17 protein-coding genes are annotated in these 17,559 nt (G+C 64.3%); 16 read left to right on the top strand and 1 reads right to left on the bottom strand.

Features of this window, described 5'->3' with window-relative positions; genetic code table 11:
- Positions 1-59 precede the first annotated feature (59 nt).
- The 16 genes from H1S04_RS14755 (at position 60) to H1S04_RS14680 (ending at position 15,319) form a co-directional block, all read left to right on the top strand.
- The gene (locus tag H1S04_RS14755; RefSeq protein WP_181746299.1) at positions 60-461 is read left to right on the top strand and encodes a DUF5333 domain-containing protein; all 402 of its coding nucleotides are present in this window, start codon (positions 60-62) and stop codon (positions 459-461) included.
- Positions 462-472: 11 nt separating this feature from the next.
- On the top strand, positions 473-2,503 hold the full coding sequence (gene nuoG, locus H1S04_RS14750) for an NADH-quinone oxidoreductase subunit NuoG (RefSeq protein ID WP_181746298.1): 2,031 nt from the start codon (positions 473-475) through the stop codon (positions 2,501-2,503).
- A gap of 9 nt (positions 2,504-2,512) precedes the next feature.
- Positions 2,513-3,310: a hypothetical protein gene (locus H1S04_RS14745; RefSeq protein ID WP_181746297.1), complete on the top strand. Its 798-nt coding sequence runs from the start codon at positions 2,513-2,515 to the stop codon at positions 3,308-3,310.
- Positions 3,303-4,364: an NADH-quinone oxidoreductase subunit NuoH gene (gene nuoH, locus H1S04_RS14740; RefSeq protein ID WP_181746296.1), complete on the top strand. Its 1,062-nt coding sequence runs from the start codon at positions 3,303-3,305 to the stop codon at positions 4,362-4,364. Before H1S04_RS14745 ends, nuoH begins: the two co-directional genes overlap by 8 nt.
- 4 nt (positions 4,365-4,368) lie before the next feature.
- Complete coding sequence (locus H1S04_RS14735; RefSeq protein WP_181746295.1) at positions 4,369-4,539, top strand: hypothetical protein; 171 nt, start codon at positions 4,369-4,371, stop codon at positions 4,537-4,539.
- Positions 4,540-4,541: 2 nt separating this feature from the next.
- The gene (gene nuoI, locus H1S04_RS14730; protein WP_181746294.1) at positions 4,542-5,033 is read left to right on the top strand and encodes an NADH-quinone oxidoreductase subunit NuoI; all 492 of its coding nucleotides are present in this window, start codon (positions 4,542-4,544) and stop codon (positions 5,031-5,033) included.
- Positions 5,030-5,434 carry a carboxymuconolactone decarboxylase family protein gene (locus H1S04_RS14725; protein WP_181746293.1) on the top strand — a complete coding sequence of 135 codons (405 nt, stop codon included), beginning with the start codon at positions 5,030-5,032 and terminating at the stop codon, positions 5,432-5,434. The genes nuoI and H1S04_RS14725 overlap by 4 nt, the downstream gene beginning before the upstream one ends.
- The gene (locus H1S04_RS14720; RefSeq protein ID WP_181746292.1) at positions 5,431-6,033 is read left to right on the top strand and encodes an NADH-quinone oxidoreductase subunit J; all 603 of its coding nucleotides are present in this window, start codon (positions 5,431-5,433) and stop codon (positions 6,031-6,033) included. Before H1S04_RS14725 ends, H1S04_RS14720 begins: the two co-directional genes overlap by 4 nt.
- Positions 6,034-6,098: 65 nt before the next feature.
- The gene (locus H1S04_RS14715) at positions 6,099-6,515 is read left to right on the top strand and encodes a hypothetical protein (protein ID WP_181746291.1); all 417 of its coding nucleotides are present in this window, start codon (positions 6,099-6,101) and stop codon (positions 6,513-6,515) included.
- Positions 6,516-6,579: 64 nt separating this feature from the next.
- Positions 6,580-6,885: an NADH-quinone oxidoreductase subunit NuoK gene (nuoK, locus tag H1S04_RS14710; RefSeq protein WP_147097326.1), complete on the top strand. Its 306-nt coding sequence runs from the start codon at positions 6,580-6,582 to the stop codon at positions 6,883-6,885.
- Positions 6,886-6,891: 6 nt separating this feature from the next.
- Complete coding sequence (gene nuoL / locus H1S04_RS14705; protein ID WP_181746290.1) at positions 6,892-9,039, top strand: NADH-quinone oxidoreductase subunit L; 2,148 nt, start codon at positions 6,892-6,894, stop codon at positions 9,037-9,039.
- A gap of 1 nt (position 9,040) precedes the next feature.
- Complete coding sequence (locus H1S04_RS14700; protein WP_181746289.1) at positions 9,041-10,624, top strand: NADH-quinone oxidoreductase subunit M; 1,584 nt, start codon at positions 9,041-9,043, stop codon at positions 10,622-10,624.
- 10 nt (positions 10,625-10,634) lie between these two features.
- Positions 10,635-12,125, top strand: a complete 1,491-nt coding sequence (gene nuoN, locus H1S04_RS14695; protein ID WP_181746288.1) for an NADH-quinone oxidoreductase subunit NuoN — start codon at positions 10,635-10,637, stop codon at positions 12,123-12,125.
- A 26-nt stretch (positions 12,126-12,151) separates the two neighbouring features.
- Positions 12,152-12,874, top strand: coding sequence for a biotin--[acetyl-CoA-carboxylase] ligase (locus H1S04_RS14690; RefSeq protein ID WP_298948044.1), 723 nt, complete (start codon positions 12,152-12,154; stop codon positions 12,872-12,874).
- Positions 12,874-13,653, top strand: a complete 780-nt coding sequence (locus H1S04_RS14685; protein ID WP_181746287.1) for a type III pantothenate kinase — start codon at positions 12,874-12,876, stop codon at positions 13,651-13,653. The genes H1S04_RS14690 and H1S04_RS14685 overlap by 1 nt, the downstream gene beginning before the upstream one ends.
- The gene (locus H1S04_RS14680) at positions 13,646-15,319 is read left to right on the top strand and encodes a ribonuclease J (RefSeq protein WP_181746286.1); all 1,674 of its coding nucleotides are present in this window, start codon (positions 13,646-13,648) and stop codon (positions 15,317-15,319) included. Before H1S04_RS14685 ends, H1S04_RS14680 begins: the two co-directional genes overlap by 8 nt.
- A 398-nt stretch (positions 15,320-15,717) precedes the next feature.
- On the opposite strand, the gene H1S04_RS14675 is transcribed toward H1S04_RS14680, so the two are convergent.
- Positions 15,718-17,508: an SLC13 family permease gene (locus tag H1S04_RS14675; protein WP_181746285.1), complete on the bottom strand. Its 1,791-nt coding sequence runs from the start codon at positions 17,506-17,508 to the stop codon at positions 15,718-15,720.
- Positions 17,509-17,559: the final 51 nt, after the last annotated feature.

Raw genomic sequence — 17,559 nt, 5'->3', positions numbered from 1 at the left:
GGGCAGCTTGCGCCCCGCCATGTTATGGCTGCATCCATGTTGGAATGGAGGCAGATGCCATGAAGAAACTGATCGCAATCGCCCTGACGGCCGCCACGCTGGCCGCGCCCGCATTGGCGCAGGCGCCGCTGGCGCAGGAGCGTTACATCAACGACCGGCTGATCGCCGCGCGGGTCGCGGACCGGGTGCGGCGCGAATGCCCCTCGATCGATGCCCGCATCGTTTATGCGTGGAGTCAGGCGCGGGCGTTGAAACGTTATGCCGAGAGCAAGGGCTATTCCTCGTCGGAAATCGACGCCTTCCTCGACAGCAAGCAGGACAAGGCGCGGATCTATGCCGCGGCCGAAGACTATCTGACCCGCAACGGCGCGCGTAAGGGGGATGCTGAATCCTTCTGCCGCATCGGGCGGAATGAAATCGCAAGCAAGTCGGTTGCCGGATCGCTTCTGGTGGCCAAGTAAGGACTGACGACATGGCAGATCTGCGCACAATCAAGATCGACGGCAAGGCAATCGACGTCGACCCCAACCTGACCCTGATTCAGGCCTGCGAACAGGCGGGGATCGAGATTCCGCGCTTCTGCTATCACGAGCGTCTGTCGATCGCTGGCAACTGCCGCATGTGTCTGGTCGAGATCGTGGGCGGCCCGCCCAAGCCCGCCGCCTCCTGCGCGATGCAGGTCAAGGACCTGCGGCCGGGGCCGGAAGGGGCGCCGGCGGAAATCCTCACCAACTCGCCCATGGTGCGCAAGGCGCGCGAGGGGGTGATGGAATTCCTGCTGATCAACCACCCGCTCGACTGCCCGATCTGCGATCAGGGCGGCGAATGCGACCTGCAGGATCAGGCGATGGCCTATGGCATCGACTTCAGCCGCTATCGCGAGCCGAAGCGCGCCTCCGAGGAACTGAACCTCGGGCCGCTGATCGAAACCCATATGACGCGCTGCATCAGCTGCACCCGCTGTGTGCGCTTCACCACCGAAATCGCCGGCATCACCCAGATGGGCCAGACCGGGCGCGGTGAAGACAGCGAGATCACCAGCTATCTCAACGAGACGCTCAACTCGAACCTGCAGGGCAATATCATCGACCTGTGCCCGGTCGGCGCGCTGGTGTCGAAGCCCTATGCCTTCACGGCCCGCCCGTGGGAGCTGACCAAGACCGAAACCATCGATGTGATGGACGCGCTTGGCAGCAATATCCGCGTCGATACCAAGGGCCGCGAAGTCATGCGTATCCTGCCGCGCAACAATGACGGCGTGAACGAGGAATGGATCAACGACAAGACCCGTTTCGTCTGGGACGGGCTGCGCCATCAGCGTCTGGACAAGCCCTATATCCGTGAAAACGGGCGTCTGCGCCCCGCCGCCTGGGGCGAGGCGCTGAATGCCGCCGCCGCTGCCATGAAGGGCGCGCAGAAGGTCGCCGGTCTGGTTGGCGATCTGGCCCCGACCGAAGCTGCCTTCAGCCTGAAGCAGCTGATCGAAGGCTTGGGCGGTTCGGTGGAATGCCGCACCGATGGGGCGAAACTGCCTATCGGCAACCGCTCGGGCTATGTGGGCACGGCCAGCATCGCCGATATCGACGGCGCGAAGATGATCCAGCTGATCGGCACCGACCCGCGCAGCGAAGCGCCGGTGCTGAACGCGCGGATCCGCGCCGCATGGACCAAGGGCGCCAGGATCGGGCTGGTCGGCGCGCCGGTCGATCTGACCTATGATTATGCGCATGTGGGCGATGACCGGGCGGCGCTGGAAAGCCTGTCCTCGCGCGAGATTTCGCAGGAAACCAGGGATGCGCCGAGCATCGTGATCGTCGGGCAGGGCGCCATCCGCGAGGCCGACGGCGAGGCGGTTCTGGCCCATGCGATGAAGCTGGCCGAGAATTCGAATTCGAAGCTGCTGGTGCTGCAGACCGCCGCGTCCCGCGTGGGCGCGATGGATGTGGGCGCGGTGACCGAAGGCGGCCTGGCGGCGGCGACCGAGGGGGCCGATGTGGTCTTCAACCTCGGTGCGGACGAGGTCGATATCGCACCGGGCGCCTTCGTGATCTATCAGGGCAGCCATGGGGATCGCGGCGCGCACCGTGCCGACATCATCCTGCCCGCGGCCTGCTATACCGAGGAAAACGGCCTGTTCGTGAATACCGAAGGGCGCCCGCAGCTGGCGATGCGCGCCAATTTCGCGCCGGGCGTGGCCAAGGAAAACTGGGCCATTCTGCGCGCGCTGTCGGCGGAACTGGGCAAGACCCAAGGCTGGGACAGCCTTGCGGGCCTGCGCCGCGAGATGGTCAAGGCCGTCCCCGTGCTGGCCATGATCGATCAGGTGCCGGTCAATGAATGGCAGCCGCTGCCGGTTCGCGAGATGGGCAAGGCGGATTTCCAGTATGCGATCAGGGACTTCTACCTTACCAACGCAATTGCCCGCGCCTCCAGCCTGATGGGCGAGCTGTCGGCGATGGCCGCGGCGCGTGCGCAACTCGGCGGCGTGCTGGCGGCGGAATAAGAGGACGCGATGCGGCAACAGGCGGGGCATATCGGCATGGTGGCGGGGGCGGCTTTTGCCGTCCTGTCCGGCTGTGCGTCTACCTCGTCTGACGGGGGGCTGTCGCAGCCGCCGCGCGCCAAGCCCGCAACCCTGCCGGTGCAGCTGGAAGGTCCGACCGAAGACACCTCGATTCTGGCCGGCCTGTCGACCAAACGCGGCGAGTTGATGATTCTGGAAAATGACGGCTCGGTCACCACGACCAAGCTGGATTCGCCACGCGGGCGCCAGACGCTGGGCCAGACCGGGGACGAGGTCTACAGTCTGGCAAGCGTGCTGGTCGCAGACGATTCGATGCCGGTGGAGGCGCTGCCCAAGCCCCCCACCGCGCAGGACATCGCGCTGGAAAAATTCGCCGCCAAGCGCGGCGGCCTGCTGCCGGCGCGGATCACGCCGACCGCGCCCGAGGCCTTTCTGGGCGGCAAGGTCATGGCCGTCGGCGGCGGCAAGACGGGCCCGGCCGATCTGGTGATGGTGCAGGTGCGCTTGCAGCAGGGGGTGGACGACAGCGCCGCCTTTGCCTATGCCACATGCACATTGGCCGCCTGGTCGACGACCACGAAAACGCCGTTTGCACGCCATGTCCGCACGGTGAAAAGCGAGGACAAGAGCGTGCAGGTGGTGGAATCGGTCTTTACCATGTCGAAGACCATGCCGCTTGGCCTCGCTGTCATGGAACGAGAACAGACCCTGCGCGATTGCAGGGCGCACGGAATTCCCGCCCGCATGACGGCCGGGCCTGTGGAAGGGACGAAAAAGAATGGCTGACTTCTGGGCATCCACCTTGGGCAGCGCCATCATCCTGCTGGCGCAGGGGCTGGCGGTGATCGCCTTCGTGATGATCTCGTTGATCTTCATGGTCTACGGCGACCGCAAGATCTGGGCCGCCGTGCAGATGCGGCGCGGCCCGAACGTGGTGGGGCCCTGGGGCTTGCTGCAGACCTTCGCGGACGCGATCAAATACGTGTTCAAGGAAATCGTCGTGCCTGCCGGGTCGGACAAGTTCGTCTTCTTCCTGGCCCCGTTCCTTGCCATGGCGCTGGCGCTGATCGGCTTTGTCGCCGTGCCCTTTGCCGAAGGCTGGGTGATGGCCAATATCAACGTGGGCATCCTGTTCATTTTTGCGATGTCCAGCCTCGAGGTTTACGGCACCATCATGGGCGGCTGGGCCTCGAACTCCAAATATCCGTTCCTCGCCTCGCTGCGGTCCGCCTCGCAGATGATCTCGTATGAGGTCTCGATGGGGCTGATCATCATCGGGATCATCATCTCCTCGGGGTCGATGAACCTGACGGCCATCGTCAATGCCCAAAGCGGCTATGGGCTGCTCAGCTGGTACTGGCTGCCGCACCTGCCGATGCTGGCGCTGTTCTTCATCTCGGCGCTTGCCGAAACCAACCGGCCGCCCTTCGATTTGGCGGAAGCGGAATCGGAACTGGTCGCTGGCCACATGGTCGAATACGGATCGACCCCGTATCTGCTGTTCATGGCCGGCGAATACATCGCCATGTATCTGATGTGCGCGCTGATTTCGCTGCTGTTCTTCGGCGGCTGGCTGTCGCCGATCCCCGGCCTGCCGGACGGCGCGCTGTGGATGGTGCTGAAGATGTGGTTCTGGTTCTGGATGTTCTCGATGGTGAAGGCGATCGTGCCGCGCTATCGCTATGACCAGCTGATGCGGATCGGGTGGAAGGTCTTCCTGCCGCTGTCGCTGGCCTGGGTCGTCATCGTCGCGATCCTCGCCCGTTATGAAATCCTCGGCGGCTTCTGGGCCCGCTGGGACCACCTGGCGCCCATCGGCGCCGCCGTTACCGGAGGCTGATACCATGTCGGAGCAAACCATCGCCCTCGCCCTTGCGAACGCCAGCGAAACCGACAAGGCCGAATTCGCGCATTTCCTGGCCGATCATGCCGGGCTTGACCGCGACTCGGCGCATGTGCGCGCCCTTGTCGCCGCATTCGACCGTTTCGTCGCGGAACGCCTGAAGGAGCGCTGAACATGGCATTCGATCTGGCCCGGGCGACGAAGTATTTCTTCCTCTGGGACTTCATCAAGGGGTTCGGGCTGGGGGTGAAGTATTTCTTCGGCCCGAAGGAAACCATCAACTACCCGCATGAGAAAGGCCCGCTCTCGCCGCGATTCCGGGGCGAGCACGCGCTGCGCCGCTATCCCTCGGGCGAGGAGCGCTGCATCGCCTGCAAGCTGTGCGAGGCGATCTGCCCCGCGCAGGCGATCACCATTGATGCCGAACCCCGCGACGACGGCTCGCGCCGGACGACGCGCTACGACATCGACATGACCAAGTGCATCTATTGCGGCTTCTGCCAAGAGGCCTGCCCGGTCGATGCCATCGTCGAGGGTCCGAATTTCGAATTCGCCACCGAAACCCGCGAGGAACTGTTCTTCGACAAGGAACGCCTGCTGCAGAACGGTGATCGCTGGGAACCCGAAATCGCCCGCAACCTCGCGCTGGATGCGCCTTACCGATGACCGACGCATTCGCCCTTCTGTTCCAGCAGATGCTCCAGCAGGGGCAGGACATGGCGCGCGCGTTCAACCCGGCGCTGGAAAAGGTCGACACCAAGGCCTTTGAAAAGCTGGTGCCCACCATGCCCGCCGATGTGCTGGAGATGTGGTTCGGCCGCACCTTCAACCGCGAGGGGCTGGACGCCAAGACCCGGCTTCTGCTGACCATCGGCGCGATCACCGTGCAGGGCGCGCTGGCGGAACCGCAGCTGCGCCTGACCATCCGCCACGCGCTGGAAGCCGGGGCGACCAAGCGCGAGATCGCGGAAACCATCTATCAGATGAGCATGTTCGCGGGCCTGCCCGCCATGCAGAAGGCGCTTGGCATCGCGGCCAGCGTCTATGACGAGGAGAACGAGGCGTGACCGTCTTTGCATTCTATCTGTTCGCGGTCGTGGCCTGTCTTGCGGGCTTCATGGTCGTGCTGTCGAAAAACCCGGTCCATTCGGTCCTGTGGCTGATCCTGACCTTCCTGTGCGCGGCCGGCCTGTTCGTGCTGCAGGGCGCCGAATTCGTCGCCATGCTGCTGATCATCGTCTATGTCGGCGCGGTGGCGGTGCTGTTCCTGTTCGTGGTGATGATGCTCGACATCGATTTCGCCGAACTGAAGGGCGAACTGGCGCGCTTCCTGCCGCTGGGCCTGGTGGTCGCGGCGGTTTTGCTGACCGTGCTGGGGATGAGCTTCGCGGGCTGGATCACGGCTGACGGCGCGGCCGATCTGCGTGCCGCCCCGATGGTGGAAAATACCTGGAACACCAATGCCCTCGGCGCGGTGCTGTATGACCGCTATTTCCTAGCCTTCCAGTTGGCAGGTCTGATCCTGCTGGTGGCGATGATCGGGGCCATCGTGCTGACCATGCGCCACCGTCGTGACATCAAGCGGCAGAACGTGCTGAAGCAGATGTGGACAGACCCCAAAAAGCAGCTGGAACTGCGCGACGTGAAGCCGGGTCAAGGGCTGTAGGAAGAGGGACCAAAGAACCGATGCGGAAGGTCTGGGCATATCCGACGGCGGGGACGGGGCTGGCCATGGTTGGCACCGCCGCCGATGCCTGCAGGCCTGTCGCTCCTACCCGTTCCGGCGTGGAGCGGGGGAGGCAATGTGCCGACAGCTACTTCAGCCCTGAGAGGACTGTATTTTCGGGCCCCGCCGAGCGCATCAGCGCGACGACCGTACGCCAGAAGATCACCAGCGGCAGGTGCGAAGGCGAACAGATCGTCGTCTATTACGACTGCGCGCGTGAACAGGCGGTCTGGATGGGCGGCGAGTACAGTGTGATGGGGTTTTTTTCGCCCGACCACTCGGTCACCGCGATTTCGGGACGCCTGCAAGGCCTTGGCTGGATGCCGCAGAGCGGAACGGTCAACAGTTCGGCCATCACGGTCGACGGCAAGCGTTTCAACCTTGCCTGCGGCTGCGATCTGCCTCAGATGGGCGGCAACTGACTAACCTACCCGGCTGGGCAAGCCGGGAAGACGAAACCGGCAACAGCCCGGAGGGACAGAGACGATGATAGGCTTGACGCATTTTCTGGTGGTGGGGGCGATATTGTTCGTCACTGGCATCTTCGGCATTTTCGTGAACCGCAAGAACGTCATCGTCATCCTCATGTCGATCGAACTGATGTTGCTGGCGGTGAACATGAACTTCATCGCGTTTTCGGCGCATCTGGGCGATCTGGCAGGGCAGGTCTTCACCATGTTCGTGCTGACCGTGGCCGCTGCCGAAGCGGCCATCGGTCTGGCCATTCTGGTGGTGTTCTTCCGCAACCGCGGGTCCATCGCCGTCGAAGATGTCAACGTGATGAAGGGGTAAACAGACATGGTCCAGTTCATCCTGTTTGCGCCCTTGATCGGCGCGCTGATCGCCGGTTTCGGCTGGCGCGTCATTGGCGAGCAAGCCGCCCAATATCTGACCACCGGCATCCTGTTCCTGTGCTGCGCGCTCAGCTGGATCGTATTTCTGGGCTTTGACGGCGTCACCCAGCATATTCCGCTGCTGGACTGGATTGTCGCGGGCGATTTCGTGTCGCAATGGGCGATCCGGCTGGACCGGCTGACCGCGATCATGCTGATCGTGGTCACCACGGTCTCGGCGCTGGTTCACCTGTATTCGATCGGCTACATGGCCCATGATGAAAGCTGGGACCATTCCGAGCATTACAAGGCGCGCTTCTTCGCCTATCTGTCCTTCTTCACCTTCGCCATGCTGGCGCTGGTGACGGCCGACAACCTGCTGCAGATGTTCTTCGGCTGGGAGGGCGTCGGCGTCGCCTCCTATTTGCTGATCGGCTTTTACTACAAGAAGCCCTCGGCCAATGCGGCGGCGATGAAGGCGTTCATCGTCAACCGCGTAGGCGATTTCGGCTTCCTGCTGGGGATCTTCGGGATGTGGTGGCTGACCGGCACCGTGGTCTTTGACGAGATCTTCGCGCAGGTGCCCGCCATCGCCGAGACCTCGGTGCATTTCCTGTGGCGCGACTGGAACGCGGCGAACCTGCTGGGAGTGCTGCTGTTCATCGGCGCGATGGGGAAATCGGCGCAGCTTTTCCTGCACACCTGGCTTCCCGACGCGATGGAGGGTCCGACCCCGGTTTCGGCGCTGATCCACGCCGCGACCATGGTGACGGCGGGGGTGTTCCTGGTCTGCCGGATGTCGCCGCTTTATGAATTCGCGACCGATGCGCGGCTGTTCATCACCGTGATCGGGGCCTGCACCGCCTTCTTCGCCGCGACCGTGGGTCTGGTGCAGAACGACATCAAGCGCGTCATCGCCTATTCGACCTGTTCGCAGCTTGGCTATATGTTCGTGGCGGCGGGCTCCGGGGTCTATTCGGCGGCGATGTTCCACCTGCTGACGCATGCCTTCTTCAAGGCGATGCTGTTCCTCGGCGCCGGTTCCGTGATCCATGCGATGCATCACGAGCAGGACCTGCGGAACTATGGTGGGCTGAGGAAAAAGATCCCGCTGACCTTCTGGGCGATGCTGATCGGCACGCTCGCCATCACCGGCGTCGGCATTCCGCTGACCACCATCGGCTTTGCCGGCTTCCTGTCCAAGGACGCCATCATCGAAAGCGCCTGGGTCAGCAATCAGTTCGCCTTCTGGGCGCTGGTGATCGCGGCCGGCTTCACCAGCTTCTACAGCTGGCGGCTGATGTTCATGACCTTCTGGGGCACGCCGCGCGGCGATCATCACGCCCATGACCATGCCCATGAATCGCCGCCGGTGATGACCGTGCCGCTGGGCGTTCTGGCCATTGGGGCAATCTTCGCCGGCATGGTCTGGTATCAGCCCTTCTTCGGCGACCATGACCGGGTGAACGAATTCTTCGGCATCAAGGCTGCCGGCGAACATGCCGCCACCGCCGGGGCCGAAGCAACCCCGGCGAGCGAAACGGCGACCGCAGAAGCGCCTGTCGCGGAAACCGCTGCCGAACCGGCCGCCGCCGAAACCGCCGCCGAAACCGAGGGCGATCACGCCGTCGTCGCCGTCGCACCCGACCAGACGCCCGAGGCCATGGGTGGCGCGATCTACATGTCGCCCAACAACCACGTCATGACCGAAGCCCATGAGGCGCCGAAATGGGTGAAGGTTTCGCCCTTCATCGCCATGCTGATCGGGCTATTCACCGCCTGGATGATGTATATCCGCTATCCCGAGGCGCCCGCGAAGCTGGCCGCGACGCAGCGCCCGCTCTATAACTTCCTGCTGAACAAATGGTATTTCGACGAGATCTACGACCGCGTCTTCGTGCGGCCGACCCTGTGGCTGGGCCGCGCGCTCTGGACCGGGGGGGATGGGCGTGTCATCGACGGCGCGATCAATGGCGTGGCCATGGGGCTGATCCCGCGGCTGACCCGCTTCGCTGGCCGGATGCAGTCGGGCTATCTGTTCCACTATGCCTTCGCGATGGTGTTGGGGATCGTGGCGCTGCTGATCTGGGTGATGGCGCGGGGGAGCATGTAAGATGACCAATATCCTCTCGATCATCACCTTCCTGCCGCTGGTTTCGGCGCTGATCCTGGCCGTGTTCCTGCGCGGCAGTGATGCGGCGGCCAACCGCAACGCCAAATGGCTGGCGCTGATTGCGACCACCGCGACCTTCCTGATCTCGCTGACAGTGCTGTTCGGCTTCGATCCGGCCAATACCGGCTTCCAGTTCGTGGAAGACCGCAGCTGGATCATGGGCCTGCGCTACAAGATGGGCGTCGATGGGATTTCGGTCCTGTTCGTTCTGCTGACCACCTTCCTGATGCCGATCACCATCCTGTCGACCTGGGATGTGGACAAGCGCGTCAAGGAATACATGATCGCCTTCCTGGTGCTGGAGGGGCTGATGATCGGCGTCTTCACGGCGCTGGATCTGATCCTGTTCTACCTGTTCTTCGAAGCCGGCCTGATCCCGATGTTCCTGATCATCGGCATCTGGGGCGGCCAGAACCGCATCTATGCGGCATTCAAGTTCTTCCTCTATACCTTCCTCGGCTCGGTGCTGATGCTGGTCGCCATGGTGGTGATGTATCGCGCCGCCGGGACCACCGATATCGAACAGCTGCTGGCCTTCGACTTCTCGTCCGAGCCGCTGCATTTCCTTGGTTGGACCATTTTCGGCGGCCTGCAGACGCTGCTGTTCCTGGCCTTCTTCGCCAGCTTCGCGGTGAAGATGCCGATGTGGCCGGTCCATACCTGGTTGCCGGATGCGCACGTTCAGGCCCCGACGGCCGGCTCGGTCGTGCTGGCGGCGGTGCTGCTGAAGATGGGGGGCTACGGCTTCCTGCGCTTCTCGCTGCCGATGTTCCCGGTGGCCTCCGATATCTTCCAGCCGGTGGTGTTCTGGCTGTCGGCGATCGCCATCGTCTACACCTCGCTCGTGGCGCTGGTGCAGAGCGATATGAAGAAGCTGATCGCCTATTCCTCGGTCGCGCATATGGGCTATGTCACCATGGGCATCTTCGCCGCCAACCAGGTCGGCGTCGATGGCGCGATCTTCCAGATGCTGTCGCATGGCTTCGTCTCGGGTGCGCTGTTCCTGCTGGTCGGCGTCATCTATGACCGCATGCACACGCGCGAGATCGACGCCTATGGCGGGCTGGTGAACCGGATGCCGAAATATGCGCTGGTGTTCATGTTCTTCACCATGGCCAATGTCGGGCTGCCCGGCACCTCGGGCTTCGTGGGCGAGTTCCTGACGCTGCTTGGCACCTTCCGCGAAAATACCTGGGTTGCGACGATCGCCACCACCGGCGTGATCCTGTCGGCGGCTTATGCGCTGTGGCTTTACCGTCGGGTGACGCTGGGCGCGCTGGTGAAGGAAAGCCTGAAGTCGATCACCGACATGGACGCGCGCGAGCGCTGGATCTTCGTGCCGCTGATCGTGATGACGCTGTGGCTGGGGATCTATCCGCGCGCCGTCACCGACATCACCGGACCCAGTGTCGAAGCGCTGGTGACCCATGTTCGTGCCGCCACCGAAGGCATGCCTGAAGACCCGGCCGCCTATCGCGTGGTCGAGGCAACGACCGGCGCCGACACGGCCGCCGCTGCGCACTGAGAGGACCGTCATGACTTCGCTCGATTTTACGATCATCATGCCGGAAGCCCTGCTGGCGGGTTATGCCCTGCTGGCGCTGCTGGCGGGGGCCTATTTCGGCAAGGACCGCATCGGCGGCCTGCTGATGTGGACGACGGTGGCCGTCTTCCTGCTGCTGGCCTTCTATATCGGCATCGGCCGGGGCAGCGAGGGCGCGGCCTTCTTCGACATGTATGTGGCCGATGGCTTCGCGCGCTTCTGCAAGATCCTGATTCTCACCTCGGCCGCCGCCGTGCTGGCGATGAGCGTGGACTATCTGCAGCATCGCAACGCGCTGCGCTTCGAATATCCGATCCTGATCGCGCTGTCGGTCGTCGGCATGATGGTGATGGTCTCGGCCGCCGACCTGCTGACCCTTTATATGGGGCTGGAGCTGCAATCGCTGGCCCTTTACGTCGTCGCCGCCATGCGCCGCGATTCGGCGAAATCCTCGGAAGCGGGTCTGAAATATTTCGTGCTCGGCTCGCTCAGCTCGGGCTTGCTGCTCTATGGGGCTTCGCTAATCTATGGCTTCGCCGGGACGACGAATTTCGCTGGGATCATCAATGTGGTGCAGGGCGGCGCGCTGCCGGTCGGCCTGCTGTTCGGCATGGTGTTCGTGATCGTCGGTCTGGCCTTCAAGGTCAGCGCGGTGCCGTTCCACATGTGGACGCCCGACGTTTACGAAGGCTCGCCCACGCCGGTCACCGCCTTCTTCGCCACCGCGCCCAAGGTCGCCGCCATGGCGCTGCTGGCCCGGCTGCTGACCGATGCCTTTGGCCGCGTGCCGGGGGATTGGGGCCAGATCATCGCCGTGCTGGCGCTGCTGTCGATGTTCCTCGGCTCCATCGCGGGGATCGGGCAGACCAATATCAAGCGCCTGATGGCCTACTCCTCGATCGCGCATATGGGCTTTGCGCTGATGGGTCTGGCGGCGGGCACCGCCACCGGCGTGCAGGCAATGCTGATGTATATGGCGATCTATGCGCTGATGAATGTGGGCGTCTTCGCCTGGATCCTGTCGCTGGAGCGCGATGGCCAGCCGGTTTCCGATCTGGCCGGGCTGAACCAGTTCGCGCGGGCCGAACCCGTCAAGGCCATCGCGGTGCTGATCCTGTTCTTCAGCCTCGCCGGGGTGCCGCCGATGCTGGGCTTCTTCGCCAAGCTGAGCGTGCTGAACGCGGCTGTCGATGCCGGGATGGGCTGGCTGGCGGTGGCCGGGGTGATCGCCTCGGTGATCGGGGCGTTCTATTACCTGCGCATCGTCTACTACATGTATTTCGGGGCCGAGACCGATCCGGTCAACAGCCGCATGGGGCCGGTATCCTATGTGATGCTGGTCGGTGCGGCGGCGGCCGTGCTGCTGGGGTCGATCTCGATGCTGGGTGTTGACCGTGCGGCCGCCCGTGCGGCGGAATCGCTGATGATCGTGGATGCGCAACCGGCGGGGGAAACCGCCGCCGCTGCGACCACAGCCCATTGACGGAGCTGCCCCCCTGGCCCGAGGGCGTGGCGCGGCATGTCCTGCCACGCAGTCCGTCCACCAATGCCGAGGCGCTGCGCCTTGCCGCCCGGATGGGTGGCAGGGCCTGGGTCATCACTCATGACCAGTATCAGGGCCGCGGGCGGCGTGGCCGAAGCTGGGCGATGCCGCCCGGCAATTTCGCGGGATCGCTGGCCCTGCGCCCGGAAGGGGATGCCAGTCAGGCGGCGCTTTATTCCTTTGTCGCGGCGCTGGCGCTGTCTGACGCATTGGGCGCGACCTGCGGGCCTTCGGCACGGCTGGCGCTGAAATGGCCCAATGATGTGCTGCTGAATGGCGGCAAGGTCGCGGGCATCCTGCTGGAAAGCGCGGGGCAGGGCCCGCGGGTCTCTGCGCTGGCGGTGGGGATCGGTGTGAACCTTGCCGCCGCCCCGCCCCCCGATCCCGGCGCGGCCTTCGCGCCCGTCAGCGTGGCCGGGGAAACCGGCATCACCATCTCGCCCGAGGACTTCCTCGACCTGCTCGCCCCCGCCTTCGCCGCATGGGAAGCGCGCCTGCTGACCGAGGGTTTCGCCCCCATCCGCGACGCCTTTCTGGCCCGCGCCGCCAGGCTGGGCGAGACCATCACCGCGCGCACCGGCACGACCGAACTGACCGGCCGCTTTGACGGCATCGACGCCAGCGGCGCACTGATTCTGACCACCGCCGCAGGCCGCCAGGCGGTCCCCGCCGCAGATGTGTATTTCTGATGCTGCTTTGTATTGATACGGGTAACACCAACACCGTCTTTTCCATCTGGAATGGCGAGAAATTCCTGTCCCACTGGCGCATCGCCACCGATCACAAGCGCACGGCGGATGAATATTACGTCTGGCTGCAGACGCTGATTTCGCTGACGCATTTCGAACTGGACATTGACAGCTGCATCATCTCGTCCACGGTGCCGCGTGTGGTCTTCAACCTGCGGGTGCTGTGCAGCCGCTACTTCAACACACGGCCGCTGGTGGTCGGCAAGCCCGACTGCCTGCTGCCCGCCTATCCGCGCGTCGATGCCGGCGCGACCGTCGGCCCCGACCGCATCGTGAATACCTGGGGCGCCCATGCGCGCCACGGCGGCGATCTGATCGTGGTCGATTTCGGCACCGCCACCACTTTCGATGTGGCCGATACGGATGGCGCCTATATCGGCGGGGTGATCGCGCCCGGCGTCAATCTCAGCCTCGAGGCGCTGCATATGGGGGCGGCCTCGCTTCCGCATGTCGACGTGACCCGGCCCGAGCGGGTCATCGGCACCAATACCGTGGCCTGTATTCAGTCAGGCATCTTCTGGGGCTATATCGGCCTGGTCGAGGGCATCATCGCCAAGATCCGTGATGAGCGTGACCGCCCGATGAAAGTGATTGCAACCGGCGGCTTGGCGCCGCTGTTCGAACAGGGGACGGATGTTTTCGACAGCATCGAAGACGACCTGACCGTGCACGGACTGCGGCTTATCTATGATTTCAACAAGGAGGCGGACAATGTCTGACCGTCTGATCTATCTGCCGCTCGGCGGCGCGGGCGAAATTGGCATGAACGCCTATGTCTACGGCTATGGCGAACCCGGCCGGGAGCGCCTGATCGTCGTCGATCTGGGCGTCACTTTCGGCGACATGGACACCACGCCCGGCATTGACCTGATCATGGCCGATACCGCCTGGCTCACCGCCAACAAGGATCGTATCGACGCCATTTTCATCACCCATGCGCATGAGGACCATGTGGGTGCGCTCGGCCTGCTTTGGGACCGGGTCGGGGCGCCGATTCATTGCCGCAAATTCACCGGCGCGCTTGCGCGGATGAAGATGGAAGAGCGCGGCCAGCCCACCGACGCGATCCATATCCACGAACCGCGCCCCGACAGCATCGAAGCGGGCCCCTTCAAGGTCCAGTTCGTGCCGATCAGCCACTCGATCCCGGAAAGCTCGGCGCTGATTATCGATACGCCTGCCGGGCGGATCGTGCATACGGGCGATTTCAAGCTGGACGGCACCCCGGTGGTGGGCGAGCCCTTCGACCCGATCCTCTGGCACGAGATCGCCAATGAAGGCGCGGGCGTGAAGGTGCTGACCTGCGATTCCACCAACGTCTTCAGCCTGCATCCCGGCCGGTCCGAGGCCGTGCTGGCCAATCCGATCCTGGATTTCGTCATGGCACAGCCGAACATGGTGGTGGCCACGACCTTCGCCTCCAACGTCGCGCGCCTGAAAACCCTGGCCGAGGCGGCGATCGCCGCCGACCGCAAGGTCTGCCTGCTGGGCCGCGCCATGCGCAAGATGGTTACCACCGCGCAGGAAACCGGCATTCTGACGCGCTTTCCCAAGACCATCAGCCCCGAAGAAGCTGCCGATCTGCCCCGCAACAAGGTGATGCTGATCGCCACCGGCAGCCAGGGCGAACGCCGCGCGGCCACCGCGCAACTGGCGCGTGGCACCTATCTGGGCCTGCGTCTGAAGGACGGGGACAGCTTCCTGTTCAGCTCGCGCACCATTCCGGGGAACGAGCGCAGCGTGATCCGCATCCAGAACCAGTTCTCCTATCTGGGCGTCAATGTTTTTGACCCCGATGACGGGATGTATCACGTCTCGGGCCATGCCAACCGGCCCGATCTGGAGGCGGTCCACGACCTGCTGAAGCCGAAGATCCTGATCCCGATGCATGGTGAGCACATGCATCTGCGCGAACATGCGAAGCTGGGCGCGGCCAAGGGGATCGCCTCGATCATTGCGACCAACGGGCAGATGGTGGATATCACCGGCGACCAGCCGCGTCATGCCGAGGAGATCGAGCACGGCCGGATCTATCTGGATGGCTCGGTCCTGATCGGGGCCATGGACGGGGTGGTGCGCGACCGCATCCGCATGGCGCTGAACGGCACCGCCATGGTCAGCGTGATCGTCGACGAAAGCGACAACCCCTTCCCCGACGCCTGGGTCGAGTTGATGGGCCTGCCCGAGAAGGGCCGCTCCAACACCCCCGTCGCCCAGCAGATCGAGGCCGAACTGGCCGAGTTCCTGGAACGCGCGGATGCCAAGACCGTCGCCGATGACCAGAAGCTTGAGGAAGCGGTGAAGAAGATCACCCGGCAGGTGGCCATGGAGGAGGTCGGCAAGAAGCCCGAGGTCACCGCGATCATCAGCCGCCTCGCGCCCTGATCGCCAGCACATCGCGGACGCGCGCGAACCCGCAGCCGGGGCCGCGCGCGTTTTCATTCGCACCATGCGCGTGGCCGGTCAAGCGTCCGACCCGCCCAACGGGTCGGTTGACGAAGCGGCGCCGCTGCGCCAGCTATGATTGTCGCGGTGGTCAATGCCAACGGGCAGGCGGCGACTTTGCAGGCGACGGCGCAGCGCGATAGCGGTGATTTTCGCGACCACCTGCGATCCGTCCTGGGGATGTCACCTGTTTGGTCGATCTGCAGCCCGCGCGCCGATGATCCGGCACCATCGCATGCCGCAGCGGGAATTACGGATCTGGGCCCCGCAATCGCGCCATAGGGCCGCGCGATGTCTCACGCCGCCCTTGCGGTTTGTGGCGGACCCGACGCCGGCCCTCACAGCGGAAAGAAAACCAGCAGAAGCGGCACCGAGACCAGCATCACGATGATCTCCAGCGGCAACCCGAGCCGCCAGTAATCGCCGAAATGGTATCCCCCCGGCCCGAGAATGAGCGTGTTGTTCTGATGCCCGATCGGCGTCAGGAATGCGCAGGACGCCGCGACCGCCACCCCCATCAGAAATGCATCCGGGTTCACGCCGATCTGGTTGGCGAGGTCGATCGAGACCGGCGCGGCCAGAATGGTCGTGGCGTTGTTGTTCAGCACATCGGACATGAACATGGTTGCGACCATCAGCAGCGACAGCGCCACCCATGGCGGATAGCCAGCTGTCAACCGCTCCAGTCCGCTGGCGATCAGCGCCGATCCTCCGGTCGTTTCCAGCGCCATCCCCAGCGGGATCATCGCGCCCAGCAATACGATGATCGGCCAGTCGATATGGTCGTAAAGCTCCTCGGGCGACAGCACCTTGCCCAGCACGAACAGCAGCAGCACCAGTGCAAGCGCGATGGGCATGGTCAGCACGCCCATGCTGGTCAGCGCAATCGCACCCGCGAAAATCAACAGCGCTCCCCACAGGCGATGTTCCTTGGTCACCTGTGTGGCGCTGCCCTCCAGCGCCATCAGATCGCGCGGGTTCAGCGCTGCCGCCACCCCGTCCTCGGGCAGCAGCAACAGCAGCACGTCGCCATGCCGGATGCGCTTGGTGTTCAACTTTTCGCGCAGCGTCAGCCCCTCGCGCAGGATGCCCAGCAACATGCCATCGACGTCATTGCCCCGAAACAGCCGATCGCCGCGCCGTCCGATCAGACGCGAACGTAGCGGCACCACCGCCTCGACCAGCACGCGGCCGCCGGCATCGAGGCGCGCCCGGCGCGAATCGCCCTCGGCCTCGCCTTCGCGGGTTTCGGGATAGGCGAGGCCCAGGTCGGTGCGGAACTCCTCCATCGCCTCGGGGCTGGCCTCGATGATCAACCGGTCGCCCGCATGCAGCACGATCATCCGCGAGGTGCGGTAATAGCGCGTGCCCCCCCGCTCGACGGCGAGAATGGCCACATCGCCGGCCGCATCGATGATCTCCCCCAGCGGTTTGCCGACGACGCCGCTGGTTTCGGGCAGGACGAGCTGGGCGACATAGTCGCGCAATGCCTCGCGGCTGTCGTCGAGTCTGGCGCCTTCGCGCCGCGGAATCAGACGCCAGCCGATCAGCGCGATGAAGACCACGCCGGCGACGGCCACGGCGCCGCCGACCGGCAGGAAGTCGAACATCCTGAAGCCTTCGCCGGTCTCGCTTTCACGGAACTGCGACACCAGCAGGTTCGGTGGCGTGCCGATCAGCGTGGTCATGCCGCCCAGAATCGTCGCGAAGGCCAGCGGCATCAGCGTCAGCGCCGGGCTGCGCCCGGCCTTGCGGGCGGTCTGGATATCGATGGGCATCAGGATCGCCAATGCGGCCACATTATTCATGAAACCGGAAATGAACGCCCCGACGCCGCCGATGATGGCCACATGGGCGGCGACCGAGCGCTTGGCCCCCGACAGAAGCCTGGTCAGCATGGCAACCACCCCGGCACGTTGCAACCCGGCCGTGACGACCAGAATCAGCGCCACGGTCATGGTGGCGGGGTTCGCAAAGCCGGAAAACGCCTGCCCCGCCGGGACAATCCCGGTCAGCACGCCCGCAATCAGGCCGGCAAAGGCCACGATGTCATAGCGCCATTTCCCCCAGATCATCAGGACCATCACGACCGCGAAAAGGATGAAAAGCGTGATCTGATCGGAGGTCATGCGCGCTCTGCCCAAAGTGAAGGCGATCCTGTCATGTCCGCGCGGGCTTGA

The organism is Paracoccus sp. S1E-3 (assembly GCF_013868135.1).
In the GTDB taxonomy this organism is placed as follows: domain Bacteria; phylum Pseudomonadota; class Alphaproteobacteria; order Rhodobacterales; family Rhodobacteraceae; genus Paracoccus.
This window is presented reverse-complemented; position numbering and strand designations above follow the sequence as displayed.

What these genes read in the sequence shown, in the direction of transcription:
- nuoN (WP_181746288.1), top strand. Translation starts at nt 10,635, where the DNA reads ATGACTTCGCTCGATTTTACGATCATCATGCCGGAAGCCCTGCTGGCG.
- H1S04_RS14725 (WP_181746293.1), top strand. Translation starts at nt 5,030, where the DNA reads ATGACCGACGCATTCGCCCTTCTGTTCCAGCAGATGCTCCAGCAGGGG.
- nuoK (WP_147097326.1), top strand. Translation starts at nt 6,580, where the DNA reads ATGATAGGCTTGACGCATTTTCTGGTGGTGGGGGCGATATTGTTCGTC.
- H1S04_RS14675 (WP_181746285.1), bottom strand. Translation starts at nt 17,508, where the DNA reads ATGACCTCCGATCAGATCACGCTTTTCATCCTTTTCGCGGTCGTGATG.
- H1S04_RS14755 (WP_181746299.1), top strand. Translation starts at nt 60, where the DNA reads ATGAAGAAACTGATCGCAATCGCCCTGACGGCCGCCACGCTGGCCGCG.
- H1S04_RS14680 (WP_181746286.1), top strand. Translation starts at nt 13,646, where the DNA reads ATGTCTGACCGTCTGATCTATCTGCCGCTCGGCGGCGCGGGCGAAATT.
- nuoH (WP_181746296.1), top strand. Translation starts at nt 3,303, where the DNA reads ATGGCTGACTTCTGGGCATCCACCTTGGGCAGCGCCATCATCCTGCTG.
- nuoG (WP_181746298.1), top strand. Translation starts at nt 473, where the DNA reads ATGGCAGATCTGCGCACAATCAAGATCGACGGCAAGGCAATCGACGTC.
- nuoL (WP_181746290.1), top strand. Translation starts at nt 6,892, where the DNA reads ATGGTCCAGTTCATCCTGTTTGCGCCCTTGATCGGCGCGCTGATCGCC.
- H1S04_RS14700 (WP_181746289.1), top strand. Translation starts at nt 9,041, where the DNA reads ATGACCAATATCCTCTCGATCATCACCTTCCTGCCGCTGGTTTCGGCG.
- nuoI (WP_181746294.1), top strand. Translation starts at nt 4,542, where the DNA reads ATGGCATTCGATCTGGCCCGGGCGACGAAGTATTTCTTCCTCTGGGAC.
- H1S04_RS14715 (WP_181746291.1), top strand. Translation starts at nt 6,099, where the DNA reads ATGGTTGGCACCGCCGCCGATGCCTGCAGGCCTGTCGCTCCTACCCGT.
- H1S04_RS14685 (WP_181746287.1), top strand. Translation starts at nt 12,874, where the DNA reads ATGCTGCTTTGTATTGATACGGGTAACACCAACACCGTCTTTTCCATC.
- H1S04_RS14735 (WP_181746295.1), top strand. Translation starts at nt 4,369, where the DNA reads ATGTCGGAGCAAACCATCGCCCTCGCCCTTGCGAACGCCAGCGAAACC.
- H1S04_RS14745 (WP_181746297.1), top strand. Translation starts at nt 2,513, where the DNA reads ATGCGGCAACAGGCGGGGCATATCGGCATGGTGGCGGGGGCGGCTTTT.